At 43.1% G+C, this 20,200-nt stretch carries 15 protein-coding genes and 1 pseudogene; 4 read left to right on the top strand and 12 right to left on the bottom strand.

Going from position 1 to position 20,200, the window contains the following annotated elements; translation table 11 throughout:
- Positions 1 to 80: 80 nt before the first annotated feature.
- The 3 genes from N0824_RS02230 to N0824_RS02220 all read left to right on the top strand — a co-directional run bounded on the left by N0824_RS02230 (position 81) and on the right by N0824_RS02220 (position 2,225).
- A complete protein-coding gene (locus N0824_RS02230) occupies positions 81 to 1,190 on the top strand; it encodes a DUF262 domain-containing protein (RefSeq protein ID WP_108935539.1) in 1,110 nt (369 codons plus the stop codon).
- Complete coding sequence (locus N0824_RS02225; protein ID WP_108935538.1) at positions 1,180 to 1,683, top strand: HEPN domain-containing protein; 504 nt, start codon at positions 1,180 to 1,182, stop codon at positions 1,681 to 1,683. Before N0824_RS02230 ends, N0824_RS02225 begins: the two co-directional genes overlap by 11 nt.
- A 125-nt stretch (positions 1,684 to 1,808) precedes the next feature.
- Complete coding sequence (locus tag N0824_RS02220; RefSeq protein ID WP_002762767.1) at positions 1,809 to 2,225, top strand: RidA family protein; 417 nt, start codon at positions 1,809 to 1,811, stop codon at positions 2,223 to 2,225.
- 40 nt (positions 2,226 to 2,265) lie between these two features.
- Here the strand turns inward: N0824_RS02220 and N0824_RS02215 are convergent, their stop codons facing one another.
- From N0824_RS02215 to N0824_RS20845, 12 genes and pseudogenes are all read right to left on the bottom strand, one after another.
- Complete coding sequence (locus tag N0824_RS02215) at positions 2,266 to 4,146, bottom strand: DNA-directed RNA polymerase subunit gamma (protein WP_108935537.1); 1,881 nt, start codon at positions 4,144 to 4,146, stop codon at positions 2,266 to 2,268.
- 180 nt (positions 4,147 to 4,326) lie between these two features.
- Positions 4,327 to 5,832: a hypothetical protein gene (locus tag N0824_RS02210; RefSeq protein ID WP_108935536.1), complete on the bottom strand. Its 1,506-nt coding sequence runs from the start codon at positions 5,830 to 5,832 to the stop codon at positions 4,327 to 4,329.
- 42 nt (positions 5,833 to 5,874) lie between these two features.
- Entirely contained in the window at positions 5,875 to 7,455 is a 1,581-nt protein-coding gene (locus tag N0824_RS02205; protein ID WP_046663384.1) for a photosystem II high light acclimation radical SAM protein, read from the bottom strand.
- 255 nt (positions 7,456 to 7,710) lie between these two features.
- Entirely contained in the window at positions 7,711 to 11,241 is a 3,531-nt protein-coding gene (smc, locus tag N0824_RS02200) for a chromosome segregation protein SMC (RefSeq protein WP_108935535.1), read from the bottom strand.
- 173 nt (positions 11,242 to 11,414) lie between these two features.
- Positions 11,415 to 11,684, bottom strand: coding sequence for a YciI family protein (locus N0824_RS02195; protein WP_108935534.1), 270 nt, complete (start codon positions 11,682 to 11,684; stop codon positions 11,415 to 11,417).
- 137 nt (positions 11,685 to 11,821) lie between these two features.
- The gene (locus tag N0824_RS02190; RefSeq protein WP_108935533.1) at positions 11,822 to 13,270 is read right to left on the bottom strand and encodes an SAM-dependent methyltransferase; all 1,449 of its coding nucleotides are present in this window, start codon (positions 13,268 to 13,270) and stop codon (positions 11,822 to 11,824) included.
- Between the two features lie 2 nt (positions 13,271 to 13,272).
- Positions 13,273 to 13,932 (bottom strand): restriction endonuclease, encoded by a 660-nt coding sequence (locus N0824_RS02185; protein WP_108935532.1) that lies wholly within the window; start codon positions 13,930 to 13,932, stop codon positions 13,273 to 13,275.
- A 220-nt stretch (positions 13,933 to 14,152) separates the two neighbouring features.
- A pseudogene (locus N0824_RS02180) lies at positions 14,153 to 14,557 on the bottom strand (glycosyltransferase); the annotation flags it as partial.
- Positions 14,558 to 14,621: 64 nt separating this feature from the next.
- Positions 14,622 to 15,737 carry a HEAT repeat domain-containing protein gene (locus N0824_RS02175; protein ID WP_108935531.1) on the bottom strand — a complete coding sequence of 372 codons (1,116 nt, stop codon included), beginning with the start codon at positions 15,735 to 15,737 and terminating at the stop codon, positions 14,622 to 14,624.
- 206 nt (positions 15,738 to 15,943) lie between these two features.
- Positions 15,944 to 17,611: an L-aspartate oxidase gene (nadB, locus tag N0824_RS02170; protein WP_108935530.1), complete on the bottom strand. Its 1,668-nt coding sequence runs from the start codon at positions 17,609 to 17,611 to the stop codon at positions 15,944 to 15,946.
- A 199-nt stretch (positions 17,612 to 17,810) separates the two neighbouring features.
- Positions 17,811 to 18,218 (bottom strand): photosystem II complex extrinsic protein PsbU, encoded by a 408-nt coding sequence (psbU, locus tag N0824_RS02165; RefSeq protein ID WP_108935529.1) that lies wholly within the window; start codon positions 18,216 to 18,218, stop codon positions 17,811 to 17,813.
- A gap of 191 nt (positions 18,219 to 18,409) precedes the next feature.
- Positions 18,410 to 18,553 carry a hypothetical protein gene (locus tag N0824_RS20845; RefSeq protein WP_199224872.1) on the bottom strand — a complete coding sequence of 48 codons (144 nt, stop codon included), beginning with the start codon at positions 18,551 to 18,553 and terminating at the stop codon, positions 18,410 to 18,412.
- A 180-nt stretch (positions 18,554 to 18,733) separates the two neighbouring features.
- On the opposite strand from N0824_RS20845, the gene N0824_RS02160 reads away from it, so the two are divergent.
- Positions 18,734 to 19,369, top strand: coding sequence for a peroxiredoxin (locus N0824_RS02160; RefSeq protein ID WP_002761158.1), 636 nt, complete (start codon positions 18,734 to 18,736; stop codon positions 19,367 to 19,369).
- The last annotated feature ends 831 nt before the right edge of the window (positions 19,370 to 20,200 follow it).

The following is a 20,200-nucleotide window of genomic DNA, read 5'->3' as shown; positions in this document are numbered from 1 at the left end:
AACTAAAAGGGTGCTTTATTGTCTAATAAAGTACCCTTTTAACTGTGAAAATTTTATAGATATTAGGAGGGATAAAAATTATGGTTAATTATCTCACTCAAGAAGAGAAATTACTAGCAGCCGAAGAAGAAAAGTATCTAGAGGAAGAAGATGATGTGGATTTTCCTCCTGCGGATATTATTGCTTACAATGAGCAGCGATCCTGCTCTGATCTAGTTAGAATGTATCAAAAAAAACAATTGGTTATCGATCCAGATTTTCAAAGAGATGTGGTGTGGACTGATCCACAACAAACTCGTTTTATTGATAGTTTAATGAAACAGTTACCGATTCCTAGTATGTGTATTAGTCTTGACTATAAGACAGATAAACGCTATATCATCGATGGATTACAACGAATTAATACCATCGTCAAATTTTTAACTACTGAAGATTGGAAGCTATCAAAATTACCCGATGTAGATTCGTCTATTTCTGGAAGAACAGTTGAGGAAATAAAAACTCAGCATGAAGAATTATATGAACGCGTAGAAAATATGACTATTCCCATCACGGTGATTCGCTATGACTCCAGCAAAAAAGCTCATAATAATTATATTTTTACCATTTTCCATCGCTTAAATACCGGTGGAGTAAAACTCAATAATCAGGAGATCAGAAATTGTATCTATAATGGCGAGTTTAATAGTTTTTTAAAAAAATGCGCTCAATATGAAAACTGGCTTTTGCTGATGGATCGAAAGCAGCAAAAAGCATCTCGATTTGAAGATGAAGAATTAGTGCTTCGTTTCTTTGCTTTTTATGATGAATACCACAACTACAAGGGGAAATTGACCAGATTTTTAAATGATTATATGTATAAACATAGATTTGCTCACGCAGATTTCATTCAAGATAAAGATAAATTATTTAAGCAAACTGTTGACTTAATTTATGATAGAATCTTCAAAGAGGAACCTCTCAAAACCAGTAAAGTTATTGCTGAGGGAATTCTGTTAGGAGTTGCCAAAAATTTAGATACTTTAGTCAATCTCTCCAATGATGAATTACAAGACAAGTATTCTAGATTAATAAAATCTGAACCATTTTTGACTAAAAATTTAGCTGGTGGTATTTATCAAAAAGATAAAGCTTTAGAGAGGATTAATACATCTATCAAAATTTTTTCATCTACTGGTAATGATTACTAAAGATTATTTACTCAAGACGCTAAACAGGCTTGATAAACTCTATAATGACTCTACAACTGATGATAAAAAAATTTTTTATTCTAAACTAGCTCTTATAGAATTATGTGGCTGGATCGAGGAAACTATGGATGATATAGTTTTAAGATGTGCTAAACGATGCTTAAAGTCCCCAGCTAACCAAAAATTCATCAAAGACGAGATTATTAAGCCTAACTCTAACTTTCAATATGAAGCTTTTAGAAAAATGTTGATGATAGTTATTGGTTTAGCAACATTAGAAAAAATTGAAAAAAAGTTAGAAAAAACTGATAAAATTAGTGCTTTAAAAGGTGATCTTGTTAATCTAAAGAAAAGTCGCAATCGAGCGGCTCATACTCATACTAAAGGTACTTTGAGAACCTATGACGCTCCTTCTAAAACTAAACATGATTTTGATAGAATATATGCTTTGTTAACAGAGTTAGATGCAGAATTGCAGCGTCATAAGTGTTGACTTATTTCTCGTACAATCGCTTTTAGCGCACCTTCGACAAAGACAATCAGTCAAAATTAAACCCCCTAACCAGCGAAAATTAACTACAAGCGATCGAAAAACTGGGAAAATATTCAATTGATTCAATGTCATCTTTTTTAACTATCCTGCCCATGAATAATCAGGTCATCCGTACTGATAAAGCTCCGGCCCCTGTGGGTCCCTATAATCAAGCGATCGCCGCTCCTGGTCCTTTTCTCTTTGTTGCGGGACAAATTCCCCTAGATCCCGTCACGGGTGAAATCGTCTCCGGGGAAATTAGCGCCCAAACCGAACAAGTTATGGCCAATCTAGAGGGCATTTTAACCGCTGCTGGGGCTAATTGGTCAAATGTGGTGAAAACTACCGTCTTTCTCTCGGATTTAGCCAATTTCGGGGCGATGAATCAAGTTTATGCCCGTTATTTCCCCCCGGAAACTGCCCCGGCCCGGGCCTGTGTGGAGGTGGCCCGTCTTCCCAAAGATGTGCTAGTGGAAATAGAATGTATTGCCGCTTTAGCCTAAAAATTAAGGTGGGCAATGCCCACCCTAACCTAATCTCTCTCTAGACCACCAAAGCTTCTAGAATCGTCTTATTGTAGATAATTCGCCCTACAGTAGTACGCACATACTGAGAAATTATCTCACCATCCTTCTCGCGGGTTTTGCGCTCCCGATAATATTTCCAGATGCTGCCATCGGGGAGAGTTTCCGTTTCCAGGACTTCCTCATCGGGTTTATTGGTTTTCACCTTTTCTCCGACTGGTAAACGCAACCACACAGAAGCGTGCAGATCCACCAATCCCTGATCGAAAGAGCGAATAGCGTCATCCATGCTGGCGAAATAACGACCTCCACCCTTTTGGGCCTTGGGATTTTCGGCCGTGAGATAATAACAACCCAAAACCATATCCTGAGAAGGGGCAACAATCGGGCGACCGGTCGCCGGTGAGAGAATATTATGACAGGCCAACATCAACAAGCGCGCTTCCGATTGTGCTTCCAGGGAGAGGGGAATATGTACGGCCATTTGGTCCCCGTCAAAGTCAGCGTTAAAAGCGGGACAGACGAGGGGATGTAACTGAATCGCCCGGCCCTCCACTAGGATCGGTTCAAACGCTTGAATGCCCAAACGGTGCAGGGTAGGAGCGCGGTTTAACATCACCGGGTGTCCCGTGATCACCTCATCCAAGACGTGCCAAACATTAGGATCCCCCCGTTGGATCATTTTCTTGGCTGCCTTGATATTATTGACGATGCCTAATTTAATTAAACGATGGATAACGAAGGGTTGGAACAATTCGATCGCCATTTCCCGGGGTAAACCGCATTGATAGATCTTCAACTTCGGACCGACAACGATAACCGAACGTCCCGAATAGTCAACCCGTTTACCGAGGAGATTTTGACGGAAACGCCCCTGTTTACCCTCGATAATATCCGATAAAGACTTCAGGGCGCGATTATTGGCCCCCACCACCGTGCGACCGCGACGACCGTTATCAATTAAAGCATCGACGGCCTCCTGTAACATCCGTTTTTCATTGCGGACGATAATTTCGGGGGCGAGAATTTCTTGCAGACGGGATAAACGGTTATTGCGGTTAATCACCCGACGGTAGAGATCGTTCAGGTCAGAGGTGGCAAAACGGCCGCCGTCCAACTGCACCATCGGGCGTAAATCGGGGGGAATCACGGGAATTACGCTTAAAACCATCCATTCTGCCTGAGAACCCGTGGCGATAAAGTTATCGATTACCCGGAGACGTTTAATTAATTTTGCCCGTTTTTGCCCTTTACTTTCGACAATTTCCGTCCGCAGTCTTTCCGCTTCTTCTTCCAGGTTAATTTCCTGTAAGAGTCTTTGGATAGCCTCGGCCCCGATACCCACTTCAATGCCGACTAATTCCGAATCCTCCGCGTAGATTTCTTCTTCGATCTCTAACCATTGATCTTCGCTGAGGAGTTGTTTATAACTAAGATTGCCTGCGTTACCCGGATCGAGAACCACATAGGCATTAAAATAGACTATCTGCTCCACGTCCCGCAGGGGCATATCGAGCAGGATACTGAGATAACTGGGAATACCTTTGAGATACCAAACGTGGGTGACGGGGGCGGCTAATTTGATAAAACCCATGCGATGACGACGTACCCGCGACTCGGTGACTTCCACCCCGCAACGTTCACAGACAATTCCCCGGTGACGGACGCGTTTGTATTTACCACACCAACATTCCCAGTCTTTCGAGGGGCCAAAAATTTTCTCGCAGAATAACCCATCCATTTCCGGTTTGAGAGTCCGATAGTTGATCGTTTCTGGTTTGGTTACTTCTCCGACGAGTTGACCGTTAGGTAGGGTTCTTTCTCCCCATTGCCGAATTCTCTCGGGGGACGCTAAACCGATTTTGACGTAATCAAATCTTTGATCTGTTGGAGTCTTCATTCTGAATTTTTTACTATGGGTAATGATTCTGGGATAAGCGATCGCTCTCGCGTTCTCGATGCCCCGATGACAACTATTAGGCAGAAACGACAATTAACTCAGTCACTTTTTCTTGGGGTCAAACTGGCCCGACCGAGTCCGGGACATTACATTATACAATTTTTCTAGTTCGATCGACCATTAAGTGATATTTTCCCAGATGGTGATGCTGCCGTCGGCCGCGGCCGCTGCTAGGTGACAATAATCGGGGCTGAGAACTAAACTGGAGATCGGCGATGATCGCCCATCGGCAGCGCTGAGAGTTGCGATCGCCTGTTGAGAATTGGCTAACCAGATTTTAATCTCTCCGTCGGTTCCCCCGGTAAATAACCATTGACCCTCCTCTGCGAATACCAAGCTTGTCACCTGACCATTATGGGCATTGATCACCCGAATTGGCGCAAAATGACCGCTTTTCTCCGGGTCGTATTGCCAGATTTTCACCGTCCCATCCACACAACCGGCGGCAATAATCTGACTATCAGCAGCGATCGCCAGACTCTGCACCGAAGAAACGTTACCGGATAGGACGGCGATTTTTTCTCCCGATCCCAATTGCCAGAGGGAGACAGTGCCATCACCTCCAGCTGCGGCGATAAAATCTTGATTAGGAGCCACCGCTAGGGCATAAATTGCCCCCAGACTGTCATAGGAGCTAAATTCTTCGGTTTCCTGCTCTAAATTCCACTGTTTTAGGGTTTGATCGTAACTACCACTAACCAAAAAATGCCACCGAGTGGCAAAATCTAGGCCGTGAATCGAACCGAGATGACCGAGGAAAATTTGATTTAATTCCAGATTACTGGCATCGCTGGCTAAAGTCCATAATTTAACGGTTTGATCGAATCCTCCCGTCGCTAGATGATAATCGCCGTTTCCGGTGACTGCTAGGGCTAAAATGCCCTGATCATGAGCTTCCACCGTATTAATCAGGGTTCCTCTCGCAAAATCCCAGATTTTTAGGGTACGATCCCAACTAACGCTAATTAAAAACCTTTGATCTTCGGTAATTGCGATCGCTGTAATCATTTCCCGATGAGCGCTCAGACGGCGATAATAGTGCCAATGGGGGACAGGGGGGGAAGTGGGAGTTAAATTAAGGGTAGGTAGGGTGATTTGTGGCTCATTTTCCGCTTTTGTGGCGGGAATATCGGCCGATTCTTCGTTAAGCGGCACAATCTCTCTGTTTAAGCGACTGTAGGATTTTTCCAGATGTTCGATGCGTTCCAGGAAAAGGTTACGGTTGATATATTGAATAATTTGATTGTAGGACTGTTCGAGGGCGAGAATATTCTCCTCTAATTCTGCGACCGCACGGGCGTTATCGCTGGCTGCCGCGGGACTCAGGGACTGTATTTGTGCCGATAAAGCTTCTTTTTCTTCTTCCCACTGATCCTGTAAATGACCGGCCATCTCGGTTAAGCGTTGACGTTGCCTGTTTCTCTCTCGGAGACGATTGAGAATATTTAACCCGAAAGTCACGACTAGGAGGAACAAAGGCAAAAACCCCGCACCCATGGCGATAAGGGTAAGCAGGGTTAATCCTAGGGCGATATATTCCGCTAATTCTAGCCCATGGAGGCGATGGTCGGTCATTTTGCAGTTACCGGTAAAGGGATTTTGATCATCTCCTGATTTCAGACTCATGGTAACGCTAATTGCCGCCTTCGGATTGACTAAAATTAATTTTTAAGCAGGAGTTAAGACTTTTTTCTTAGTTTCTATCGGTGCGGTCAAAGCGGACTCTAAATCGGCCTTCCCTAGTCTTGCTTCCAAAATTTTCAGCACTTCTCGTCCAAAATCATCGGGATTTTGTCGCCATGCTTGCAGACAAACTTCGCCAAAGAATGACCCCAAAGGTTCAGGATTCCAGAGCAGTTTTTTAGCTGTCCAGGGCATTAAACTCATGGGATCGTAGTCGGGTTTAAGAATCTCTTTTTTCAAGGCGTATTCTTCTAAATGGGTGTGGGGTTGTAGTCCGATAAAAAAGATGGCTGGTTCCACTTTATCGACTCCAAAAATATTTTCTAATTCCCGATGATAGGCGATGGTTTGACGAATAGTTTCTAGGGTTTCATCAATAACATTAAAAGAATAATTTACCGAAACCAGATCATTAAAACCCGCCGCTTTTAAGTCTCGACAATTTTGCAGAACTGTCCGCAAATTATAGCCCATCCGCATTTTGCGGACTAATTCCTGAGAACCACTGGTGATGCCGATTTCAAAGTAGTTCATACCAGTTTTTACCATTAAATCGCACAGTTTCGGGGTAAGATTATCGGCGCGAATATAGGCAGCCCAATGGATATCTTTCATCCCAGCAGCGAGGATTTTTTCTAATAGTTCTTCTACATCGTTGATAAATTTTCTGGCGGGGATAAATTGGGCATCGGTAAACCAGAAATTGCGAATGCCGCGGTCGTATAATTGGCGTATTTCCTTAACTACTTCATCGGCGGGATTAATGCGTACTTGTTTCCCTTCGACAACGGTATAGATGCAGTAGCAGCAGTTATGGGGACAGCCGCGCTTGGTTTGTACCCCGATATAAAAGTCGTTTTCTTGGAAATAGTAGGAAAATTCCGGCCAAATACTGGCGATATAGTCGTAGTTACAAGCGGATTTTTCTAAGGGGGTGGGGGATTCGTGGATTAAACGCGGCCGGGGTGTGGTTTCTCCGACGACATAACAACGTTCATCGCTAAAGTCCCGGCCAGAGAGGAATTTTTCTAGTAGGGTTTCTCCTTCTCCCACTGATACAATTGTTCCTATGGGCAGTTTGGTTTTTAGTTGTTCGTAGAAAACACTGACGGCACCACCCCCGACGATAACTCGCGCTTCGGGATGGTATTTTCTGGCCCGCTGCAACCCGCGGCGAATTAGTCCCTGATTGCGCCATAATTCGCCGTAGTAGGCGGTTGTCACCTTCAAACCGCCTAAAGCACCTCGCAGCTTGATTAGGGGGTTTTTAGCGTAGTAAAATTCAAAGGCGTTTTGCAGGGGATTACCACCGCGACCACCGACGGGAGCATATATTTGAATATCCCGCCAGGAGAATACTAGCAGGGTGGGACGAAATTCGTCAACACAGCGATCGAGTGCCTGGTTAAAGTCTAAGGGGGGGACGGTACCAAGGTCAAAAATCCTTTGTTCGATGTCGGGGAATAGTTTATGAACGTGGTCGGAAAGATAAACCACACCGATGGGGAAAATGGGGTTACAGGGGAGTCTAACGTAGAGGATGCGTTGCGCTTGCGGTTGAGTCATGAGATTTCTGAATGGGACGAGGACGCATTCTGAGTAATCTTAATATAACTTAACTTTGTCCGGCTTGTCTGGCAGTTATCAGTTATCAGTTATCAGTTATCAGATGTGAGTTTTCAGTTCACTGTTTACTGTTTACTGTTTACTCAAAAGCTTCCCACTTCCCCACACCCCACACCCTACACCCCACACCCCACACCCTACACCCCACACCCCACACCCTACACCCTACACCCTACACCCCACTTGCGTCTAAGGTTAAACTTTAATTCCTAGTACTTGTGTATGGGTTCCCCGCGCTTGGGTGACACCGATGGTTCTTTCCGATGCTTCAATCATCGGCCGACGCAAACTAACGACAATAAACTGCGCTTGTTGTGCTTGTTTTTGAATCATTTTGGACAATTTCTCCACATTGGCCCCATCTAAAAACATATCCACTTCATCAAACGCATAAAAAGGAGAAGGACGATATCTTTGTAGGGAAAAAATAAAGCTTAAAGCGGTTAAAGATTTCTCACCCCCAGACATGGAACTTAATCGCTGTACGGGTTTTCCTTTGGGATGTGCCACCAGATTTAAGCCACCATTAAAGGGGTCATTTTCGTCTTCTAATTGCAAGTAACCATCACCATCGGACAGGGTGGCAAATATGGTCTTAAAGTTTTCGTTAACGGCAGTAAATGCTTCCTGAAAAGCATTAAATCTGAGGGTGGTAAAGTTTTCTATGCGTAAAAGTAGTTCGGTTCTTTCACCTTCTAGAGTTTGCAGTTTTTCTGATAGTTCATCTAATCTCTCTTTGGTTTTTTGGTATTCTTCTAAAGCTAACATATTCACAGGTTCTAAAGCTTCCAATTTCTTTTGTAACTGCCGAATATCGCTTTGAATTTTCTCGAAATCTCGCTCACTTTCGGGAATTTCTGGCAAGGGATTGGGTAAGTCGCTTTCTAGTTGACTAATTTCTGTCTGTAAAGTGGTTAGTAATGCTTGTCTTTCCTCTTGATTGTTGACTAACTTTTCCGATTGCCAGATAGCCTGTTGTTGCTGGTTTTGTTGTTGTCGCAAAACTGTCTCTAACTGGTCTCTTTTTTGCTTGGTTTCCCCTAGTTGTCGGGATAATTGCTGTAAAGCTTGATTGATTTCTAAAATATGCTGATCAAGTTTTTCTATCTCCAGATTACCGATATTTCTCTGATTAACTGCATCGGTAATTATTTTCTCAATCTCAATAATTCTATCCCCAGACTCTTGACTTTTTTCCTCTAGTCTGATCTGTTTATTTTGTAGGTCTTTTAACTGTTCGCGGACTGTAGCGAGGTGATTTTCTTGGGTTTTTAACTCTAATTCTTGAGCGCGAATTATTCCCTGTACCTGTTGCCATTCGCTATGGGTATGATTGGCCTCTAAAGCAGTTAATTTCTCCTGTTCTTCCTGTAAAGATAACTCTAAATCAGGAATTTCTCTGGTTAATACTTCTAACCGTTGACGAGAAATAGTAATTTCCTCTTGCTGACTCGATAATTGACGGTTTAAATCCTCTTTTTCTGTGGTTAAACGTTGTAAATCCTTGCTTAATTGTTGTAGAGATAATTGATTTTCCCGATGACTTTGACGGGTTTCAGTTAACTGTTGGGTTAACTGACTGATAAGACTATTAACTTGGGTGATTTTTTCTTCGTTGCGGGTAAGAATGCGATCGATTTCTGCTAATCTTTCGCGTAGAGATTCCGCTTCACTAGACTCCTTCGGAGAAATTTTACCAAAACGCAGCCCCGATCGCGTCGGTTGGCTGCCTCCGGTCATAGCACCAGTCATCTCTAATAACTCGCCATCCAAAGTAACGATGCGATATTGATTGATATAATAACGGGCAGAATCTATATCCTCAAAAACCACGGTACTGCCAAAAATATAGTTAAAAACCTCCCGATACTGGGGTTGAAACTTAACCAAATTCACCGCTAAATCCAGATAACCCCGCGCATGACGCACAGAGGAAATATCCTGGGGACGGGGAGGACGAATTTTATTCAGGGGTAAAAAAGTGGCCCTACCGATGCGACGCTGTTTTAGTAAGGCAATTCCGGCGGCCGCAACGCTATCATCTTGGACGACTACATGACCTAAACGACCTCCGGCGGCGATTTCAAGAGCAATTTGATAACGTTCTTCTACTTCGCCCAATTGTGCCACTAATCCGCAGATTCCGGGCAAATCTGACTGTAATAATATTTGAGTGGCATAGGTTCCCTGGGCCTCCTGTTGTGCTTGCTTGGTCGCTTCCAGTTTATCTAATTCCCTCTGTTTGTCCCGTTGTTCCTTGAGCAGACGTTTTTGGGTGTCCTGACTGATAACGCGATTTTGTTCGGCAATGGTGAGTTTTTGGGCTAAATTTTGGATATCGGGGGCCAATTGATTAATTTTTTGTAATATTTCTTGACTTTCTTCTGTTTTTGTGCTAATAAATTGCTCTAATTCTTGCAGACGTTGACCAGCTTCTACTATATTAGTTTGCAATCGATCGCATCTTTCGGTCAATTGGGCCCGTTGGCTACGGTAGGGGTTTAATTGTTCCTGAAGACGGGTAATATTGCGGGAAAGGTCACTTTGTTCTTTTACCCAAGCTTCTGACGCTTCTGCGAGACTACTTGCTTGCAGACGATGGTTTTCTAGGGTTTCCCTTGCGGTTTGGGTTATCAGTAGGAGATTGGGTAAAATCTCAGTTTCTAAACGGCTTTTTTGAGCAGTAATCTGGTTTAATTCGAGATTATAGCGATTAATTTCCTCAAAAAGTCTGGTTTTCTGTGCCTGAGATTCTTTTTCGAGGTTTTCTAACTCTTTTTGTCGTTGTTGCTGTTGTTGTCGTTTGGCCTGTTTACTCGCTAATCGGGAAGTCAGGGACAGGTGTTCATCTTCCCCGAAAGCTTTGACCTGTTGATTGAGTTTCTCTAATTCTTGACTATTTTGGGCGATTTGTTCGGATAAATTGGCGATAGTCTCGGTTAAAACCTGTTTTTCCCTTTCCCCAGCTTGAATTTGTTCTTTTACTTGCTGGCAGCGCTGCTGGAGATTTTGCCAATGCAGGACAATTTCCCATTGTTGTTTTTCTTGGACTTGGGCCTTGAGTTTTTGGTATTTTTCGGCTTTAATGCGATCGAGTGCTAATTTCTCCAGAGATTTTTGCAATTCTGTGGCAATAATTTGGCAGCGTTCTTCCCTTTCTTTAACCGAATCGATATTCTCCTTAGTTTTCTCAATTTTGCGGTCAAATTCGGCTACTCCTGCCAATTCGTCGATAATTTCCCGTCTTTCCTTAGCATTCATGCTGATAATTCGGGTTACGTCTCCCTGTAACACCACGTTGTACCCTTCGGGATAGATGCGTAAACGGTTTAACTGGTCGTGAAGTTCGCTAACCGTACAGGTTTCCCCATTGATATAGTAGGTAGAAGTATAGCTGCCACCCTTAGCCACTTTTAAGCGTCGGGAAACCGTCCAATCCCTATCGGTTGCGTCGGGAATATCGGCAACGTCAAAAGTCACCGAAACACTCGCTTCAGCGCTCTGACGTTGACTGTTATAGCTGTGATTGACTAAATCCGGTAATCTTTCGGCCCGCATTCCCTTGGAAGTAGCTAATCCCAAGCAAAATAACAATGCGTCGAGGATATTCGACTTTCCCGAACCATTTGGACCAGAAACCACCGTAAACCCCGGTAAAAAGGGGATGGGAGTCGTTCCCCCGAAGGATTTGAAGTGTGAGAGTTCGACCTTTTTGATGTAAACCATGGCGATAAGCAAAAAGTAGGCAAGCTATCAGTTGTCAGCTTGAATCGATAAGGGATAACTCCGGTTTATCCTTGACAATATCCTCAGACTTGACCGGAGATGAGTTTGATTAGTTGCGTAGTTGGAGAATTTTATGACAACACCCTTATAGAAAAATATAGCTGATAGTCCCCTTAGATAGCTTGAATCCATTCTTTGACTTGGTACTCTGTCCAGATACCATTTTGCCAGTAGGGATCCGCTTCGATTAATTCTCGCACTTCTGACTCGCTGGCTGCCTGATAAATTCCGAAAACTTGGCTTAAATCTGCCGTTGGTCCGATAGTAACGAGAATTCCCCGTTCTTTCTGTTGATTTAATCCCTCTAGATGTGCTTGACGATAGGGTGCGCGTTTTTCCAGCACGTTTTCACAATAACTACCCCAGATAACAAATTTCGGCATATTTGACCTGTACTCTCTTGATCTGTTGTTATTTTACGATCGAATCGTCAATCAGACTCAATCGATATAGTGCGATACCGAAGGCACTGCATAGCAGATCACCGATCTTGTCGGGTGGGTTATTAACGCAGCTAAAATTAAAGCTTATAGGATAACAACTTCTCGGCTAAAACTGATAAATTTAAACTATTTAAAATACGGGTTTTTATCGGTCTTTTTTCATCCCAAAATATTAAGGATGAATAAAATTCTCTGCCTAGGGAAGAATTGAGAAGCTGTAAAGTTTTTTGAGCGGTATCTAAATCATCGAAGCTTAGGAAGTAAACAGTATCATCGAAAATAACGGGTTGATTTTGATAGGGTAATATCAGGTTAAAATTCAGTTTTTTATAAAGTCCAGAAATGGCAATTTTAAAAGGAGAGAAGCTGTAAGAACCCACGCCAAATATGCAAAATTCTGGCTGATTTTGATAAATTTTGCTCTTTCTGTCTAGAAAATAATTTTTATGATTAACTAAATATTGCCAAGTTTTTGGCGCTATATCTCTTATATTTTCTGTAGATTCACCGATAAACTTCTGAGTTACTAAAATGTATTTATTGATAACCTTTAGGCGATTTTGTGCCACATCTGAACCTTTAAGGAGAGGATAAAGATAGGTGGGTTCCATATCAACGACTTCCTTTAAACCATTGACAAAAACTCCATTAACTAACTGTAATTCCATTACTTTTGAGCAATCATGTTTAATTCCTGAACGCCATTTTTCTTGAGGATGCCGATGATATAAATATTTTAATCTAGTAAAAGAATTTAAATCTCTGACTAGGATATTATTTTGATAACCAATGCGCTGAAATTCCCCTTCTTCAAAACTATTGAAAACATCACAAAAATAATTTTCTGAATGAGAATCAAATTGACAAAACAGAAGACAAGCATCTACATTAGCTTGAAAATATTTTTGAGTATTGATCGGATAAATTGCCGAGTAAACGAGATTAATTTTGTGAGTATAGATATAGTTTAAAATTTTTCTAGATACGGTTGTTTTACAAATAATTGCCAGATAAGCTGAACGTCGATCGAGACATTCGATTAGCTTAATTAACATCCACTCTGAAATATCAAAATTACTTTTTCCCGTGATGGCATCTAAACCATGATAGCCTTGAAAGTTGCTTTTTTGAGGTAAATTTTTTCCGTTAATAAGTCCTTGTTTTGAGTTGGTTATCCAAGGCAGATTCCCCAAAAATAAAATATTTTCTGACCATAATTGAGTCAGGGAATACCAGTCACAATCAAAAAAATTATTCTGTTCAACTTGTATTCTTTGATCTTGGGATATTTGCGGATCTTGATTAATCTGAGTGATATAATTAGGATTAATTTCAAAGCCGAGGATTTTTTCAGTTTGTTTAAAGGTAAGTGCTGCTGCTTTTAAAAAGTTACCTATACCACAAGTTGGCTCAATAATGACATCGGGGTTAACATGAATTTGCCATAATTTTTGACAAATCTTTTCGGTTAACTCCGGGGGAGTTTGAAAGTCTCCATATTCAATTTTAACCTGAGAAGCTTGCATGACTAATTCTCTCTATAAATGGCTATTAATCCTTCTTCTTGACCGGCAAGATCGATTACCCTAGTATATTGTAATCTCCATTGTAAGGCATTAGAAATAGTTAGAAAACCTTGCCCCGGGGGATGAACAAGAATTTCATCAGCTATATTGGCTGCTTCCATTTCATCAACAGGTAAGTTTTTATCTAAAATAAAAGCAATTAAATCATCTTTGTTTCCCTGATTGTTTAAGATGTTGCGAATACCACGAGTCATCTGGAAATCGGCTGTTCTTTCGGCACTGACAAAAATTGTCCTGATAATTCTTAAACTGGCAGTACGATTTAGGCTATCATCTAACTTTTCATAAACAAAAATAATTAAGGAATATCCCAGTCCAAAAATTTTTTGTCTTGCAGATTTAAAAGGACAAGATGATTGAGGTTGTTTCATGCTTGTTACTTTGATATCTACTAACAAATCGGGAAAATCAATCCCACTAGCTGAATTACCGTCAAGAAAATTATATTTTTCCTTTAGATATAGTTTAAACTTTTGTTCTAAGTAAGTTCCGATCGCTTTACCATCTGTAACACCGTAGAGTGAAGATTCTTGATGTTCAGATTCCAAAGCTGAGAAGACAGCTGCTTCGTCACATAACAATTCTTGGGTCAGTCTTGCCATAGATAATACAGGGTTTAAAATCAACTCTAGCAGAAAAATTTATCTAAGTAACTAAGCAAAATTAATATCGAGTATATTTTGACTTTGTGTTCTTTGTGTCTCCGTGGTTGATCCCGAACCCTTCTGGGATCAACCGATAGAAAACCGTATGCTAGGCTAGATTTAACCAGACTAAACCAAGAGAGCCTATTTATTTTTGACTGCGAGTAAAATTAATAGCTCAATTTCCTAAAGCTTCCAGGGAATATTTTTGATCGACTACTGCACGACAAGAATCTCGATCAATCCGGTCTAAATTTTTAATTGCCGTAACCAATCCCTCGATACTATCGGGTTCAACTAAAAAACCAGTTTTTCCATCTACAATAATTTCTACCAGACCACCGCGACGATAGGCAATTACGGGAACACCACAGGTTAAAGCTTCAATAGCCCCGTTACCAAAAGCCTCAACCCAGCGCGGGGTCATCACGAGGCCGAAACAGTCTCCTAGCTCTTTTTGCAGGTTCTCGGTCGGCAAAAACCCGCGATAATCGACTAAATCGAAACTATAGCTATCCTGTAAATTTTGCCAGTAGAGAGGAGCGGAAATGTGACCGAAAACCCGTAAAGGTATAGTTAATTCTACGCCACCGCCGGCCCCGAACCCAGAAATCCCACAGGGGTGGAGAGAAATAACAGTTTTCGACTCAATTTTGCACCTCAGTGGCTGTGGTTTCGGTGAAGGTCGGTGTAGTTTCGGTGAAGGAAGTATCCTGTATATCATCATTTTCTGGTTCACCGGTGGTTTCTAGGGGAGCAATATCTAAACGGGGAGCTAATTGCAGATTTAACTGTCTAATTGCCCAGCGTGCGGTTTCTTGCACTTCCTCATCGGAATCATCGAGGGCATGACAAATTAATTGACTGATCTGAGACATAACATCGTAGAGTCTGGTTAAATCCCGAATAGCATTTTTCCGCACCTGGGGATTTTTATCCTGGAGAGAGATAGCCAAAGCTTGGTTCATCGGTCGCAGGGAGCGGGTGCAGATTTGAGCGAGAGCTTCTAGGGTTAAACTGCGTTCGTAGGAATCCCCATCCACCATGCTATCGACTAAAGGCTGCATTGCCCTAGAATCGGACATCTGTGCCAGTTTCCAAACCGCCCTTCTACGGGTACGGGGATCGTCATCGCGGAGACTTTCAATTAAACTCAGGATTAAGTCTGCGTTCGGGATGCGGGAGGTAGCTTGTACGGGCAAAGAAGACGCGAAATCATCCTCCCAATTGTCATTAATCTCACTGCTGGTTTTGGTATCCGCACCGAAGGAATTGCCATTGCCCTCAAAAAAGTTGTCGGGTGGGTTTTTAGGATTGACGTAGGTTGTCTTTTTGCGGCGTTTTGAGGCTTTACCCTTGGGACGGTATTGAAGGAAAAGCGATAGTAAAGCTGCCAATAAAGCGATGGATAACAAGGCCGAGCCAGCAATTAATGGTATTGGCAAATTCTCATTTTTGGCGGCAGTGTTGGCAACCGTGCCGGTTTGACCTAGATACTTCTGCGTATCAGCGATCGCATTTTGAGCAGAGGTATCGTTCGGACGTTGTGCCAGAGCTTGTTGAAATTTTTCCAGGGCGAGTTGATAATTCTTTTGGGTTTTGGCCTCGTAACCAGCTTTCATCAACTGATCGTAAGTGACGACAGTCTGGGTTTGCTCTAACCTAGGTGGAGTTTGGGCGTTAGCCTTGGATAAAACCTGAAAATCATGACCCCAACTGCTCACACCGATAGCTAACAACAATAAAAAATTAGGTTTGATCATAGAATTTATGTAACTGTTTAGGGGTAGGTAACAGTATGATAGCCTAAAAGCCATAAATGACAAGCACTGAACCCCAGAGATGGGTCATAGACCACGATGATGGGGAAAAGCCACCAGTCAGCGTCGGCCAAATAGTGCCGCTACTGGGATCGGAGATAGAGTCCACTGTTTAGCGCTGAGGGATTATCCGTGAAAAACTGGCTTAATTAAGCTTGCACGGGAGTTTTGCGCCACGTTCGACCTTGAATAGTCGTGTGCACTTGCCAATTAGCCACAGTTTCTGGATAATCGCCCCGATAGTGACCGCCTCGGCTTTCTGCTCGCAATAAGGCACTTTCCAGAATTAAGTCAGCGATATCTAAAAGATTTAATGTCTCGATCGCTATTCTTATTTCTAACTGCACCGAGGGACACAAAAATAATTGTCCTTTGTCGGGGAGAAGATTCTGGAGAAATTGGCCCATCTTTAAGGATTGTAACTGTTGTTTCCACTGCTGCACCCGTAGGATAGCAGTTTCTAACTCATTTTGAAATCGGCAAATTCCCGCATTTTCCCACATTAAAATCGGTAATTCTCTCCGTACTTTTTGCCAGTATTCCTGTTCTTCTTGCCAATTTTCTGCGATTTCTAAGGGTTTTTCTGGTCTTTCCCCCACAAAGTTTTCTGGCTCTAGACCTATTGCCGCTAAACTTGCCGCAAAGACAATACATTCCAAGAGAGAATTACTGGCTAAACGATTAGCCCCGTGAACACCCGTACTAGCCGACTCCCCGATCGCATACAAACCGGGTAGAGAAGTGCGGGCGTTTAAATCTGTGGCCACTCCTCCCATCCAATAGTGAGCGGCGGGGGCAACGGGAATCACATCCTCAAACACATTAATGCCCCATTTTTGACAGATGCGGATAATATTGGGGAAACGATAACGCAGGCGCTCCGGTTCGATCGGTCTTAAATCTAGATATACTTTGGCATGGGCGGGATCGTCGGAGGTTTTCTGCAAATGGCTAAAAATCGCCCGACTCACCACATCCCGGGGGGCCAATTCTCCAGCCGGATGGTAATCGAAGGCAAAACGCCGCCCCAGAGCATCAATTAAATGCGCTCCTTCGCCGCGCACCGCTTCACTAATTAAAAACCGCGGCGCCCCCGGCACAGTCAAAGCGGTGGGGTGAAACTGAAAAAATTCTGGGTCGCGAATCACTGCCCCAGCACGCCAAGCGAGGGCGACTCCATCCCCGGTGCTAACGGCGGGATTAGTGGTTTGGGCATAGACTTGACCGCCGCCTCCCGTAGCCAGAATGACTGCTTGCGCTCGTAGCCAACAGAGATGATCTTGATGGAGGAGACAAATACCTTGACAGCGTTGCCCTTCCGGGTCAAGCCAGAGTTTCAGCGCAATCGCTTGGGGAATAATGGTAATATTGGGGCGCTCGACTACTTTTTCCATCAGGGTACTGACGATCGCTCTCCCCGTGCGATCCGCCGCGTGCAGCACCCTGGCCTGGGAATGGGCCGCCTCAAGAGTGCGGGCTAAGTCGTCTCCAGAGCGATCAAAACTAACCCCCAACCGCAGCAAATCAGCGATCGCTTGGGGGGCTTTCTCGACTAAAAACTGCACGGCATAGCGATCACATAAGCCCGCTCCCGCTTTCAGGGTATCTTCTAAATGGAAAACGGGGGAATCTGCTGGGGAGGTGGCCGCCGCAATTCCTCCCTGCGCCCAATCACTAGCCCCAGTTTTTAAATCTTCTTTGGTAATTAAACCCACCTTTAAGTTAGGGGGTAAACACAGTGCGGCATACAATCCCGCCGCTCCCGATCCCACCACTAAAACATCTTGATAACTCGGCAGTTGCGAGGAAACGACCATGTAGGAGTTAATTGATAAATTCTATTTATTCTAGCATTTCATTTCTCTATAGCTCTGGCCAAAATCCCCAGTCTTTCCCTTGGGGCAGTATGCCAGATTCTTTCTTTTGCCTCTTGCCTCTTGCCTTCAGAAGCTAATCACTGAAAAAGGTGAGCGATCGCTCACCTAGAATTTTTTTTAAAACCGCAATTAACTGGATTTAGTAAACTCCGGGGTTAAAACGGTCATCACCCTCGATAAATTCTTTAGAAGGCTCAGTAACGGTGAATTTCTCTAGATTGGCCTGTAAACGCTCTTTTTGAGTGTCCGAGAGTCCGGGGATATTGAGGACATCTTCCACTTCTTGGTAGGGGGCGTTTTTGATGATTTTACCGGCTAAATTGGGATAGAACCCTCTCAAGTCCCGGAAATCGCGAATATCACTGTTATTAAGGTCGATTTTCGCCCCGAATTCTGTAGTTAGTTTGGCATCAGCCGCATTTAAGACCGCCACAGGAAGAGAAGGAAGGGCGATCGAGGTGAGATTGAGAGCTTGAGCGGGAACTTTGCCCCAAAAACTCCCGATAATCAAGGCGATTACCGCCAGCAGACGAACAAGATTCTTCATTGCAGTTGTGGTCTCCTAAAACCAAGGCAAATTAACGATCAGGACAAGAAGTTAAGCCGTCAGCTTTCCGACTAGGCATAGGGTGGGTAGTTGGGATTTGCCACCGCAGCCTAGCTATTAGCTGAACGCTGATAGCTAGTTAAAAAAGTTATATCATGCCATTAGACCAGATCTTAACCTAGTTTGCCGCCCTAGGGGAAGGGTTTTGAGGGTTGGGGATGGGGTTTTAGGGTTTTAGGGTTTTGCGGTTTTGGGGTTTGATCACAAAGAACAAGTTGGTTAGGACAATCTAAATCGCTAAAAGCCGTTTCTGGCAAGGATTTTCCTGCTGCCATCTGGCTGCTGCTACAGTTGAATTTCCCTATTCCCCTATCTCCCCACTTCCCCCATTTCCTCATTCCCCTATCCCCTAATGCAATTATTATAAATCCCTAAAATTATCAATGACGAACAGCACTCCTATGGCATCATAAACTGTTGCTTGTCTTGAAATATATAATAAGGAAGACACAATTATGGCTCTCCAATTGGGTGATATCGTTCCAGATTTTACACAAGATTCTAGTGAAGGTCCGATTTCTTTTCATCAGTGGGTAGGAGATAGCTGGGTGGTGCTGTTCTCGCACCCGGCTGATTATACCCCCGTTTGTACGACGGAATTAGGTACGGTGGCTAGTCTTAAGTCAGAATTTGAGCGACGCAATGTGAAAGTGATCGCTTTGAGTGTGGATAGTGCCGAATCCCATCGGGGTTGGATTAATGACATTAACGAAACTCAAAACACTACCGTTAACTATCCGATTATCGCCGATGGCGATCGCAAAGTGTCCGATCTCTACGGCATGATTCACCCCAATTCCCTCAATAATCTGACGGTACGTTCGGTGTTTATCATCGATCCCAACAAAAAATTACGTTTAACTATTACCTATCCTGCCAGCACGGGACGCAATTTTAACGAGATACTGCGCGTAATCGACTCCCTGCAGCTCACCGATAACTATCAGGTGGCTACCCCCGCCAACTGGACCGACGGCGGCGATTGTGTGGTGGTTCCCTCTATTCCCACTGAAGAAGCTCGTAGCAAATTCCCCAAAGGAGTTGAAGAAATTAAACCCTATCTACGCATGACTCCCCAACCTAATAAGTAGGGTTTGCGGCAAAAAGTTTTTCGTGGGGGCAGGGTGTGGGGTGTGGGGTGTGGGGTGTAGGGTTTTACCAGTTTTGAGGTGGCCAATTACCTAATGTTCAGGGAAAAAGTGCTTAAATTTCCCCCCGATCACTCCCATATCCAGTACTTTTTGATTGACAAAAGGTCTAAAAGTCTTACCCAACAAGGTTTTTAGCTTTATTCAGCCAACCCTAAGTAGTGATCGGTAATCGGTGAACCATATCCTGGAAAAATGGCAATCCAAAAACCATAAAGTCGTCAGGGAGGGGTAGCATCCGTTATAACGGATGCTACCCCTGGCAACAGGGGATTTATCTCCCCCTATCATTTATCAGTTTGATTGTCAATATATTTTTTTATAGTTTCCTTAGATGTGTTGCCAGCAGCGCCGAAAAGCAATTTCTTGGCTGGGTTAAAGACAATTCATCGACATCTATCTTAACTATAAGTTAAATTAATATTTAATAAAAATCGGCTTAAGGCTAAAAAAACAATTAACATTATAGCTCCAAATGCTTAGTAGTGGCTAGTTTAGCTAGATTGTAGATCGATGAAATTATCTAGAGATCGAGCAAGGACCCGCATTTCTCACAAAAAGTACGATCACCAACCCCCGAAGCCTTACAAAATCTGGGTTTTGACTGGGTGATCGCCTTGTAGCAAAAACGACAGTGTGTTGTTAGGATTCAACTTAAGCTCATCATCAATTAGACCTTGAAAAAAGAACAAATTTAAAATGCGTATTTTTAGGTTAATTAGTTGATAAAGTCTCAATTTTAAGTAGAGAATGAAGTCAAAAGCTTGCTATAAT

The organism is Microcystis sp. 0824 (assembly GCF_003112475.1).
In the GTDB taxonomy this organism is placed as follows: Bacteria; Cyanobacteriota; Cyanobacteriia; order Cyanobacteriales; family Microcystaceae; genus Microcystis; species Microcystis aeruginosa_C.
The sequence above is the reverse complement of the archived record's forward strand: the minus strand, read 5'-3'. Positions and strand labels throughout refer to the sequence as shown.

Bases quoted from the DNA above. Each gene is read 5' to 3' on its own strand.
- N0824_RS02190 (WP_108935533.1), bottom strand. From the start codon at position 13,270: ATGCAAGCTTCTCAGGTTAAAATTGAATATGGAGACTTTCAAACTCCC.
- N0824_RS20845 (WP_199224872.1), bottom strand. From the start codon at position 18,553: ATGGCAGCAGGAAAATCCTTGCCAGAAACGGCTTTTAGCGATTTAGAT.
- psbU (WP_108935529.1), bottom strand. From the start codon at position 18,218: ATGAAGAATCTTGTTCGTCTGCTGGCGGTAATCGCCTTGATTATCGGG.
- nadB (WP_108935530.1), bottom strand. From the start codon at position 17,611: ATGGTCGTTTCCTCGCAACTGCCGAGTTATCAAGATGTTTTAGTGGTG.
- N0824_RS02195 (WP_108935534.1), bottom strand. From the start codon at position 11,684: ATGCCGAAATTTGTTATCTGGGGTAGTTATTGTGAAAACGTGCTGGAA.
- N0824_RS02215 (WP_108935537.1), bottom strand. From the start codon at position 4,146: ATGAAGACTCCAACAGATCAAAGATTTGATTACGTCAAAATCGGTTTA.
- N0824_RS02160 (WP_002761158.1), top strand. From the start codon at position 18,734: ATGGCTCTCCAATTGGGTGATATCGTTCCAGATTTTACACAAGATTCT.
- N0824_RS02205 (WP_046663384.1), bottom strand. From the start codon at position 7,455: ATGACTCAACCGCAAGCGCAACGCATCCTCTACGTTAGACTCCCCTGT.
- N0824_RS02185 (WP_108935532.1), bottom strand. From the start codon at position 13,932: ATGGCAAGACTGACCCAAGAATTGTTATGTGACGAAGCAGCTGTCTTC.
- N0824_RS02230 (WP_108935539.1), top strand. From the start codon at position 81: ATGGTTAATTATCTCACTCAAGAAGAGAAATTACTAGCAGCCGAAGAA.
- N0824_RS02210 (WP_108935536.1), bottom strand. From the start codon at position 5,832: ATGAGTCTGAAATCAGGAGATGATCAAAATCCCTTTACCGGTAACTGC.
- N0824_RS02175 (WP_108935531.1), bottom strand. From the start codon at position 15,737: ATGATCAAACCTAATTTTTTATTGTTGTTAGCTATCGGTGTGAGCAGT.
- N0824_RS02220 (WP_002762767.1), top strand. From the start codon at position 1,809: ATGTCATCTTTTTTAACTATCCTGCCCATGAATAATCAGGTCATCCGT.
- smc (WP_108935535.1), bottom strand. From the start codon at position 11,241: ATGGTTTACATCAAAAAGGTCGAACTCTCACACTTCAAATCCTTCGGG.
- N0824_RS02225 (WP_108935538.1), top strand. From the start codon at position 1,180: ATGATTACTAAAGATTATTTACTCAAGACGCTAAACAGGCTTGATAAA.